Source organism: Streptomyces sp. NPDC002853 (assembly GCF_053591915.1).
This window is the reverse complement of sequence record NZ_JBSFUS010000014.1, coordinates 318,762-328,268: the sequence shown is the minus strand read 5'-3', so window position 1 is coordinate 328,268 and position 9,507 is coordinate 318,762. Positions and strand designations below refer to the sequence as shown.

General features: G+C 71.2%; 9 protein-coding genes and 1 pseudogene. 5 read left to right on the top strand and 5 right to left on the bottom strand.

What is annotated here, in order from left to right; translation table 11 throughout:
* Positions 1–300 (bottom strand): annotated as a pseudogene (locus ACWD02_RS35255) (transglycosylase SLT domain-containing protein); the annotation flags it as partial.
* Between the two features lie 520 nt (positions 301–820).
* On the opposite strand from ACWD02_RS35255, the gene ACWD02_RS35250 reads away from it, so the two are divergent.
* The 4 genes from ACWD02_RS35250 (at position 821) to ACWD02_RS35235 (ending at position 6,147) form a co-directional block, all read left to right on the top strand.
* The gene (locus ACWD02_RS35250; RefSeq protein ID WP_451218462.1) at positions 821–2,650 is read left to right on the top strand and encodes a thiamine pyrophosphate-requiring protein; all 1,830 of its coding nucleotides are present in this window, start codon (positions 821–823) and stop codon (positions 2,648–2,650) included.
* A gap of 142 nt (positions 2,651–2,792) precedes the next feature.
* Positions 2,793–4,583, top strand: a complete 1,791-nt coding sequence (locus ACWD02_RS35245) for a glycoside hydrolase family 15 protein (RefSeq protein WP_451218459.1) — start codon at positions 2,793–2,795, stop codon at positions 4,581–4,583.
* On the top strand, positions 4,580–5,584 hold the full coding sequence (locus tag ACWD02_RS35240; RefSeq protein ID WP_451218456.1) for an SDR family oxidoreductase: 1,005 nt from the start codon (positions 4,580–4,582) through the stop codon (positions 5,582–5,584). The genes ACWD02_RS35245 and ACWD02_RS35240 overlap by 4 nt, the downstream gene beginning before the upstream one ends.
* A gap of 110 nt (positions 5,585–5,694) precedes the next feature.
* Positions 5,695–6,147, top strand: a complete 453-nt coding sequence (locus ACWD02_RS35235; protein ID WP_451218453.1) for an SRPBCC family protein — start codon at positions 5,695–5,697, stop codon at positions 6,145–6,147.
* Positions 6,148–6,250: 103 nt separating this feature from the next.
* On the opposite strand, the gene ACWD02_RS35230 is transcribed toward ACWD02_RS35235, so the two are convergent.
* The 4 genes from ACWD02_RS35230 to ACWD02_RS35215 all read right to left on the bottom strand — a co-directional run bounded on the left by ACWD02_RS35230 (position 6,251) and on the right by ACWD02_RS35215 (position 8,973).
* Positions 6,251–7,027 (bottom strand): metallophosphoesterase family protein, encoded by a 777-nt coding sequence (locus ACWD02_RS35230; protein WP_451218450.1) that lies wholly within the window; start codon positions 7,025–7,027, stop codon positions 6,251–6,253.
* Positions 7,024–7,278: a hypothetical protein gene (locus ACWD02_RS35225; protein ID WP_451218447.1), complete on the bottom strand. Its 255-nt coding sequence runs from the start codon at positions 7,276–7,278 to the stop codon at positions 7,024–7,026. The genes ACWD02_RS35230 and ACWD02_RS35225 overlap by 4 nt, the downstream gene beginning before the upstream one ends.
* On the bottom strand, positions 7,275–8,006 hold the full coding sequence (locus ACWD02_RS35220) for a hypothetical protein (protein ID WP_451218444.1): 732 nt from the start codon (positions 8,004–8,006) through the stop codon (positions 7,275–7,277). The genes ACWD02_RS35225 and ACWD02_RS35220 overlap by 4 nt, the downstream gene beginning before the upstream one ends.
* 157 nt (positions 8,007–8,163) lie before the next feature.
* Positions 8,164–8,973, bottom strand: coding sequence for an SDR family oxidoreductase (locus ACWD02_RS35215; RefSeq protein ID WP_451218441.1), 810 nt, complete (start codon positions 8,971–8,973; stop codon positions 8,164–8,166).
* Between the two features lie 221 nt (positions 8,974–9,194).
* On the opposite strand from ACWD02_RS35215, the gene ACWD02_RS35210 reads away from it, so the two are divergent.
* Positions 9,195–9,458: a DUF6480 family protein gene (locus tag ACWD02_RS35210; protein ID WP_451218438.1), complete on the top strand. Its 264-nt coding sequence runs from the start codon at positions 9,195–9,197 to the stop codon at positions 9,456–9,458.
* Positions 9,459–9,507: the final 49 nt, after the last annotated feature.

Below are 9,507 nucleotides of genomic sequence, written 5' to 3'. Positions count from 1 at the left end.
GCGCATGATGTTGCGGTGCAGACCCTCGTAGGAGCCGGGGATGCCCTTGGACTTCATGATGTCCAGGGACTCCTTGATCCAGCCGTCGAGGTTGTTGGCGTACGACCGCTTGTCGGCCTTCGCGGCGGCGGCAGGCGCCTTGGCCGCGGCGGTGTGCGGCTCGGCGGCCTGGGCGGGGGAGGGGGCGACGGTGAGCAGAGCGGCCGCGGCTCCGGCGGTGGCGAGGCCCGCGACGGAGAACGAGCGGATACGGGCGATGCGGGCGGTTGCGACTCGGGCGGTGCTGGTGCGCGTCGTCATACGAGAGTGAACCTTTTCCATGGGGGACGTGGGGCGGGGCCGGTGCGTTCGGAATGGCGATGTATTCGCGCTGTTCGCGTTCCGGCCCTGCGACGTCGTCCATGGTTAGCGGCGAGGGGAAAGCGGCGCAAGGATGTGACGTACTACCCGGCTACGTAGAAATTGCCGGGGTGAGTGCGTTCGCAGGAATTCCACGGCCCGGGAAACGGCCGGGTATCTACTACCGTCCTTAGCGTGTGATGTGGCCCCTATGGGCGGGCTCACAAGCAAGGGGCGAGTATGCCCGGTCATTCCTCTTCTATTCCTGCTTTGTCTCCTGGATTTGCGCAGAGTGCGTCCGTCGAGCCCTTGGGAGTCGATTGCGGGGCCGTGTTGCTGCCACTCGTGGTCTTTGACAGGGCCGATCGGGGCAGCGGCCCGAAATCCGGCACGTGAACCCGATGACTTCGGGTACCGGGCTCTTGCGCCCGGTTCGTCCCGTTCCTCGCGCGCCCCCGCATCTCCGAGAGGAAGCAACGCCATGGCGACCAAGGTCTCCGACCACGTTCTGCAGCGCCTGCGCGAGTGGGACGTCGACCACGTCTTCTCCTATGCCGGCGACGGGATCAACGGCCTCCTTGCCGCGTGGGGCCGCGCGGACAACAACCCGAAGTTCGTGCAGGCCCGGCACGAGGAAATGGCCGCGTTCCAAGCGGTGGGGTACGCAAAGTTCTCCGGAAAGGTCGGCGTCTGCGCCGCCACCTCGGGCCCCGGAGCCATCCACCTGCTGAACGGCCTGTACGACGCGAAGCTGGACCACGTACCCGTGGTCGCCATCGTGGGACAGACCAACCGGAGCGCGATGGGCGGCTCCTACCAGCAGGAGGTCGACCTGCTGAGCCTCTACAAGGACGTCGCGTCCGACTTCTGCGAGATGGTGACCGTTCCCGAGCAGCTGCCCAACGTGATCGACCGGGCCATGCGCACGGCGTACGCCAAGCGGACGGTCACCGCGGTGATCATCCCGGCGGACGTCCAGGAGCTGGAGTACACGCCCCCGACGCACGCGTTCAAGATGGTCCCCTCCAGCCTCGGGCTGAGCGGCTACGCCCCGGCACCCGCCCCGGAGGACGTGGAACGGGCCGCCGAAGTGCTCAACTCCGGGGAGAAGGTCGCCATCCTGATCGGCCAGGGCGCCCGCGGCGCCCGCGCCGAGGTCGAGCGGCTCGCGGACCTGCTGGGCGCCGGAGTGGCCAAGGCACTGCTCGGCAAGGACGCCTTCCCCGACGATCTGCCGTATGTGACCGGGTCCATCGGCCTCCTGGGCACGCGGCCCTCGTACGAGATGATGCAGGACTGCGACACCCTGCTGGTGATCGGCTCCAGCTTCCCGTACAGCCAGTTCCTGCCGGAGTTCGACCAGGCCCGCGCGGTGCAGATCGACATCGACCCCTTCATGATCGGTCTGCGGTATCCGTTCGAGGTCAACCTCGTCGGTGACGCGCGCGTGACCCTCGAAACCCTCATCCCGCGCCTGAAGCGCAAGAAGCACGGCGCCTGGCGCAAGAAGATCGAGAAGGACACCGCCCGGTGGTGGGAGGTCATGCAGCGGCGCGCCGCGGTGGAGGCAGACCCGGTCAACCCCGAGTACGTCGTGCACGCCCTTGACGCCCTGCTGCCGAACGACGTGATGCTCGCCGCCGACTCCGGTTCGGCCGCGAACTGGTACGCGCGCCATCTGCGCCTGCGGGGCGAGATGCGCGGCTCGCTGTCCGGCACGCTCGCCACGATGGGCCCCGGCGTCCCGTATGTCATCGGCGCCAAGTTCGCCCATCCCGACCGGCCCGCGATCGCGATCGTCGGGGACGGCGCGATGCAGATGAACGGTCTGGCCGAGCTCATCACCGTCGCCAAGTACTGGCAGGAGTGGCAGGACCCGCGGCTGATCGTCGCCGTCCTGAACAACCAGGACCTCAACCAGGTCACCTGGGAGATGCGCGCCATGTCCGGCGCCCCGCAGTTCCTGCCCTCACAGGCGCTGCCCGACGTGCCGTACGCCGACTTCGCCCGCACGATCGGCCTCGACGGCGTACGCGTGGAGAAGCCGGGCGACGTGGAGGCGGCGTGGCACCGGGCCCTGGGCGCGGACCGGCCGTTCGTCATCGACTTCCGGACCGACCCCGCCGTCCCGCCGATCCCTCCGCACGCCACCCTCGACCAGATCGAGGCGGCGGCTCTGTCGATCCTCAAGGGCGACAGCGACCGGACCGCCGTGGTGCGCCAGGGGTTCAAGGCCAAGGTGCAGGAAATGCTGCCCGGCCGCCGCCGGGCGTCCGACGCCGATGGCCGTCCGGGGCCCGAGGGCAAGTGACCCGGTCACGGCCCCCGAGCCCACGTGTGGGTGACGGAGCCTCCCTCGGGCGGTGCCGGACCCGCCCGGCAGCACGATCAGGCACAGGGCCGCGGCAGCCCACCGCCGCCGGTGGACGACCGCACCCCGACGAGGGAGGCGCATGACCCGCCCGCACCGGTCGCACGATGACCTGCCCCCGCCGCACGTACTGCGCGAGTACGCGCTGCTCGCCGACGGTGAACGCGGCGCGCTGGTCGGGCCCGGGGGCGACATCGTGTGGATGTGCGCACCGCGCTGGGACTCCGGAGCGGTGTTCTCCGCCCTCATCGGCGGCGCGGGCCACTACACCGTCGCCCCCCGCGAGCGCTTTGTCTGGGGCGGTTACTACGAGGACGGCACGCTGATCTGGCGCAGCCGCTGGGTGACCACCACCGGCGTCATCGAATGCCGTGAGGCGCTCGCCTTCCCCGGCGACACGCGATGCGCCGTCCTGCTGCGCAGGATCACCGCGGTCGAGGGCGAGGCGCGCGTCACCGTACGCCTCGCACCGCACGCCGACTTCGGCGAAAGCCCGCCCCGCCACGTGCGCCGCGCGGACTCGGGCGTGTGGACCGGACGCGGCGGCGGGCTGCGCTGGCGCTGGACGGGCGGCGGCGCAGCCCGCCCGGTGCGCGCCGCTCTGCGCACCACGGGCCTGGAAGCCGACCTCGTGCTGCCGCCCGGCGGCCACCACGACCTGGTCCTGGAACTCTCCGACGCGGAACTCGGCCACCCCGTCGACGCGGACCGGGCGTGGCACGCCACGGAGGATGCCTGGAAGCGTGCGGTGCCTACGCTGCCCGCCTCGCTGGCCCCCGAGGACGCCCGGCACTCCCTCGTCGTGCTGCGAGGCCTCACCAGCTCGACGGGCGGCATGGTCGGGGCGGCCACGACCAGCCTCCCCGAGCGGGCCGGTGCGGGGCGCAACTACGACTACCGGTACGTGTGGATCCGCGACCAGTGCTACGCCGGGCAGGCCGCCGCCGTCGCGGGCGACCATGGCCTGACCGATGACGCCGTACGGTTCGTCTCCGCGCGCCTGCATGCCGACGGGCCCCGCATGGCGCCCGCCTACACCGTCACCGGCGATCGAGTCCCGGACCAGAGATGCCTGGAGCTCCCCGGCTATCCGGGAGGCCATGACCTCACCGGCAACTGGGTCAACCAGCAGTTCCAGCTCGACGCGTTCGGCGAGGCGCTGCTGCTCTTCGCCGCCGCGGCCAGGGCGGGCAGGCTCGACAGCGACAGCCGGCGCGCGGCGGACATCGCGGCCGACACCATCGCCCGGCGCCGCGGTGAACCGGACGCGGGCATCTGGGAGTTGCACGACCGTGTCTGGACCCACAGCCGCCTCATCTGCGCCGCGGGACTGCGCTCCATGGCGCCGTACGTGGCACCGGCCCGCGCCGCCCGGTGGGCCTCGCTCGCCGACACCGTGCTCGCCGAGACGTCCGCGACCAGCACACACCCCACCGGACGCTGGCAGCGCGCCACCGACGACCCAGGTCTTGACGGGGCGCTGCTCATCCCGCCGATCCGCGGGGCGTTGCCTGCTGCCGACCCCAGGACGGTGCGGACGCTCGACGCCTACCGCGCGCAGCTGACCCGCGACTACTACGCCTACCGCTTCCGCCATGACGAACGCCCCCTCGAAGAAGCCGAGGGCGCCTTCCTGTTGTGCGGATACGTCATGGCGCTCGCCGAACACCAGCAGGGAAACCGGGCGGAGGCCCTGCGCTGGTTCGAGCGCAACCGGGCCGCCTGCGGGCCGCCCGGCCTCTTCACGGAGGAGTACGACATCAGCCAGCGGCAGCTCCGCGGCAACCTGCCGCAGGCCTTCGTGCACGCCCTGATGCTCGAATCCTCCATCCGCCTGGCCACAGCACCCGGACCGGAAGGAAAGCCGTCATGACGAAGACCGTTGTCATCACCGGAGCGAGCGCGGGGATCGGCCGGGCCACCGCCCGCGCGTTCGGGGCACGCGGCGACGACGTCGTCCTGCTCGCCCGGGGCCGGGCCGGACTCGACGCGGCGGCCCGCGAGGTGGAGGAAGCGGGCGGGCGCGCGCTCGTCGTCCCCACGGACGTCGCCGACCACCGGGCGGTCGAGGCGGCGGCCGATGCGGCCGTGGCGGCCTTCGGCCGCATCGACGTGTGGGTCAACGCCGGGTTCACCTCGGTCTTCGCGCCCTTCACCGACATCTCGGCGGAGGAGTACGAACGCGTCACGCAGGTGACCTACCTGGGTTTCGTCAACGGCACCCGGGCCGCGCTGGCCCATATGACGCCCCGTGACAGCGGCACCATCGTGCAGGTCGGATCGGCGCTCGGCGCACGGTCCATCCCCCTGCAGTCCGCCTACTGCGGGGCCAAGCACGCCATCAACGGCTTCACTTCATCCGTGCGCACCGAACTCATGCACCAGGGCAGTGGCATCCGGATCACCGTGGTCCAGATGCCCGCCGTCAACACCACCCAGTTCTCCTGGGTCCTCTCCCGGCTGCCCCGTCGACCGCAGCCGGTGCCGCCGATCTACCAGCCCGAAGTCGCCGCGGCCGCCGTCGTGCAGGCGGTCGATCACCCCGCTCGCAAGCAGTACTTCGTGGGGGCCAGTACGGCGGCGACCCTCGTCGCCAACAAGTTCGCGCCGGGACTGCTGGACCGCTACCTCGCCCGCACCGGTTACGACGCCCAGCAGACCGAGGAGGCCGAGGAACCGAACCGCAGGTACAACCTGTGGCACCCGGTGGACGACGACACCGACCACGGGGCGCACGGATCCTTCGACCAGCAATCCCGCCGACGCGACCCGCAACTGTGGGCTTCCCGGCATCCGGCGCTCGCGGCCGTCGCGGCGGCGGGCGTCGCGGGCGGAGCGATGGCGCTCGGCGTGCGGCGCCGGGGAAAGCGCTGAGAGGCGGGTGTGACGGGAGACGTCTCGGGCACCCGGGTGGGGAGCAACTGCCGCACCGCCCGGCCCCGACGCTGAAGGGACCGGGCGGGCAACGAGGAAAGGTGTCATCTGTGTCGCGAGTCGAAGAGTCCATCGCGGTCAATGTGCCGGTCCGCACGGCGTACAACCAGTGGACCCAGTTCGAGACGTTCCCCCAGTTCATGGAAGGCGTGCAGCGGATCGAGCAGCGCACCGACGAACTCACCCACTGGGTGACGAAGATCGACGGTGTGGAGCGGGAGTTCGACGCCACGATCACCGAGCAGATCCCCGACGAGCGCGTGGCGTGGACCACGGTCGAGGGACAGGCCAAGCAGGCCGGCGTCGTCACCTTTCACCGCCTGGACGACACGCGCACCAAGGTCATGCTGCAGATGGACTACGCCCCCGAAGGCCTGGCCGAGACGGTCGGCGACAAGCTCGGTTTCGTCAAGCGGCAGGTCGCGGGAGACCTGGGACGGTTCAAGCAGTTCATCGAGCAGCGCGGTGGCGTGGAGACCGGCGCCTGGCGCGGCGAGGTCTGATCCCGCACGAAGCAAGGCCGAGGCCCGGACCGCATGGTCCGGGCCTCAGCCGTCGTCGGTGCGTCGCGTCGCGGCTCCGCAGGGCGCAGTGCCGAGGATGCGCTCAGCCGGACCGGTCGGACGAAGCCGCGGCGGTAGCGGGCTGTGCCGAACCTCCGTGGCCCGGCAGGTGATACACGTTGAACGCCTTGCGGATGACCGGCTGCGCGACATTGCGGACCGGTACGCCGCCACTGGTCATGCCGTGTTCGGTGCCCGCGTGCGCATGGCCGTGGACGGCGAGGTCCGCGCCCGCGTCGTCGATCGCCTCGGCCAGGAGGTAGCTGCCCAGGAACGGGTAGATCTCCAGGGGTTCACCCGCCAGGGTGTCCGGCACCGGCGCGAAGTGCATGAGCGCGACCCGGGCGTCGCACTCCTGCTCCGCCAGTTCGCGCAACGAGGTCCGCAGCCCGTCGGCACAGTGGCGGGTGTACCGGATGAACTCCTTCATCAGGGGTTCACCGAACTCGCTGCCGCTGCGGCCGACGAACCCTCCACCAAAGCCCTTGGTCCCCGCCACCCCCACCCGTTTGCCGTCGACCGCGACGACGGTGCCCTGCCCCTCGAGCACCTGGACGCCCGCATCGCGCAGGATGGCCGTGACCTCGTCGGGCCGCTCGTCGTGATGGTCGTGGTTGCCGAGCACCGCGACGACCGGCACCGGCAGGTCGGTGACCTCCCGGGCCACGACGCGAGCCTCTTCCGGCGTGCCGTGCCGGGTGAGGTCCCCCGCGAGGAGCAGCAGGTCCGCGCAGTCGGGCAGGGTCTCGAAGGCGGGCCGCAGCACGCCCTGGCTGTCGAGGCCCATGTGGATGTCCCCCACGGCTGCGACGCGGATCATGCGAGCTCCTCGGGGTGGTCGGGGGCCGACGCGTCGGCCACCACGATGTCGAAGTGGACCGTCAGGCCGTCCAGTTCCTCGTGCACGGTGCGCCGCAGTTCCTCGCGGCAGTGCGTCGTGGGCACGGTCCCGGCGACCATCACGGACGGTCCGCGGGTCTCGATGCGGATGCCCAGTTCGCCCAGCTCCTCGGCGGCGAGGCGCTCCTTGAGGTGGGCGATGCGATAGTCGGCATGTGCCTGGTCGTTCATCGGTCTCCTCCTTGCGGCGCGATTCCTTGCGGTGCCTCTCCTTGCGGTGCGATGACCTGGAGGCGCTCCAGCAGGTACAGGAAGGCCGCCGGCATCGGTGCATCCCCGCAGCCACGGCGCACCTCCTCCCAGTCGATCTTCTCGCGCAGTTGCCGCGCGATCGGCAGGACGGCACCGAAGTCGCAGTGATGCTCGGAGAAGGCGGCGAGCAGGGCCCGCACCAGATCCGTCGGCGCGAGGACCGGCATCTGCACGGAGTCCACCGGTAGTTCCGAGGCCCGCCCCAGGAGCTCGGTGTCCACCGGCTGGTGGGCCAGCTCGAAGATGAGGTCGATGTCCTGCCCCAGGCACTTGGCCTTGAGCAGCCAGTCCTCCGGCGGCGCGTACACCGTGAGCCCGGCGTCGGTCAGGGTCGCCGCGACCGCGTCGGCGTCCTCCGGCCTGATGCAGAAGTCGGCGTCGTGCTGGAGGTTCCCGGTCCCGCCGTGCGCGTGTACGGCGACGCTGCCGGCGAGGGCGAAGTCGTGACCGCCCCTCTTGAGCACGGCACCGACCTGCTTGGCCGCCTCGAGGATGGCCTGATTGAGGTCAGGGGGTAGCTCCTCGGCGGGGGAGTCGTGGTGTGTTCTCACCCCGATGGGCGCTGCCGCCAAGGACGGCTCGGTGACCGGCCTCTGCCGGTCGTCGGTAAGGGGGCCTGGGGTGGCGTCATCCGCGTTCCGCGTCACCTGCTGCTCCGTTTCCGGACACCGGCTGCTGCACTGATCGCGCAGGTCGGCAGTCTCCGACGATCTCCGATACAGGCACATCCGATACCCGGTCCGCCGACTTCTATCCGGCCACGCCCGCTGCCGCGGGGCGACGGGCGCGCCCGCTCCCGGCAACTCAGGGCCGCCGCCACTCGTCGCTGCGGAGGTGGGAGCCGGCCTGGGGGCCCATCCGCACCATGCCGCCGTCCGCGACCCAGGAGGCACCGGTCACGTACGAGGAGTCGGGTCCCGCGAGGAAGGCGATGACGGCGGCGATCTCACGGGCGTCACCGGGTCGGCCGAGCGGGATGCCGGGGCGGTCCACGCCGTGCACGTCCGTGTCCTCCTGTCCGGTCATGGGAGTGGCGATCTCGCCGGGTGCGACGGAGTTGACGGTGATGCCGTGTTCCGCGAGTTCCAGGGCCATCACCTGGGTCAGCAGTCCGAGCCCGCCCTTGGCGGCACAGTAGGGGGCCGCGCCCACGCGGGGCTGGTGTTCGTGCACCGAGGTCACGTTGATGATCCGGCCCGCGTCGCCCTGCCGGATCATGCGGCGTGCGGCGAGCTGGCCGCACAGGAACGGGCCGACGAGGTCGACGTCGAGGACCCGTACGACGTCCTCGTGCCGCAGGTCCAGGAAGGGGGTGCGGGTGCCGGTGCCGGCGTTGTTGACCAGGACGTCGATCCGGCCGAGCCGCTCGGCGAGCTCGTCGACCACCTGCGCGGCATCGGGCAGCCGGGACAGGTCCATCCGGGCGACAGCCGCGCGCCGACCGTGCCCGCGTACTTCTTCGGCTGTCCTCTCGGCGCCTTCCTCATCGCTGTGCCAGGTGATCCCGACGTCCATCCCGGCCTCGGCGAGACGGACCGCCGTCGCCCGGCCGATGCCGGAGTCGGCGCCGGTGACGACGGCCGCTCTGGTGGTGGCAGCGGTGCGCTCGGTCATGCAACCTCCTCGTGTGCCGGGCCCCGGCCGGTCGACGGGCCGCGGGGGCGTCGGCTCGGGCCGTCGGACGGATCACCGGGCACCCTGCGTCCAGGTTCGGTCATGCAGGCTTCCGGGTCTCCTCGAGGACGCGTGGCAAAACGCGTGGGAACCATCGCGTACAGCCCATCTCGGTGGCGGTGGAGAGGTGAGCGCCCGGACGGCGTGCGAACTTGGATCACATGACTCCTCCCCATCAGTCGGACCCGGACCCCCGCCCCCCGGACCCGGACCCCGATCCCGGCAAGACCACAGGCCTTGAACCCGGCGGGGGCGTGCCGCCGGGGGAGACCCCGCCCGCCGAGGGCAGCATGTCGGGGGCCGGGCCCGAGGAGACGCACAATCCCTCCAAGGGCTGGTCGAAGGGGCCGCTGGCCCTGATCATCGGCCTTGTCGTGCTGGTCGCGGCGTTCTTCCTCGTCTACGCGCTCGTCCTGCTGCTGTGACGCGGTGCAGCGCCACGGGGGGCGGCGCACTCGGCCAAACGCTCCAATC

Bases quoted from the DNA above. Each gene is read 5' to 3' on its own strand.
- ACWD02_RS35250 (WP_451218462.1), top strand. From the start codon at position 821: ATGGCGACCAAGGTCTCCGACCACGTTCTGCAGCGCCTGCGCGAGTGG.
- ACWD02_RS35245 (WP_451218459.1), top strand. From the start codon at position 2,793: ATGACCCGCCCGCACCGGTCGCACGATGACCTGCCCCCGCCGCACGTA.
- ACWD02_RS35240 (WP_451218456.1), top strand. From the start codon at position 4,580: ATGACGAAGACCGTTGTCATCACCGGAGCGAGCGCGGGGATCGGCCGG.
- ACWD02_RS35230 (WP_451218450.1), bottom strand. From the start codon at position 7,027: ATGATCCGCGTCGCAGCCGTGGGGGACATCCACATGGGCCTCGACAGC.
- ACWD02_RS35225 (WP_451218447.1), bottom strand. From the start codon at position 7,278: ATGAACGACCAGGCACATGCCGACTATCGCATCGCCCACCTCAAGGAG.
- ACWD02_RS35215 (WP_451218441.1), bottom strand. From the start codon at position 8,973: ATGACCGAGCGCACCGCTGCCACCACCAGAGCGGCCGTCGTCACCGGC.
- ACWD02_RS35210 (WP_451218438.1), top strand. From the start codon at position 9,195: ATGACTCCTCCCCATCAGTCGGACCCGGACCCCCGCCCCCCGGACCCG.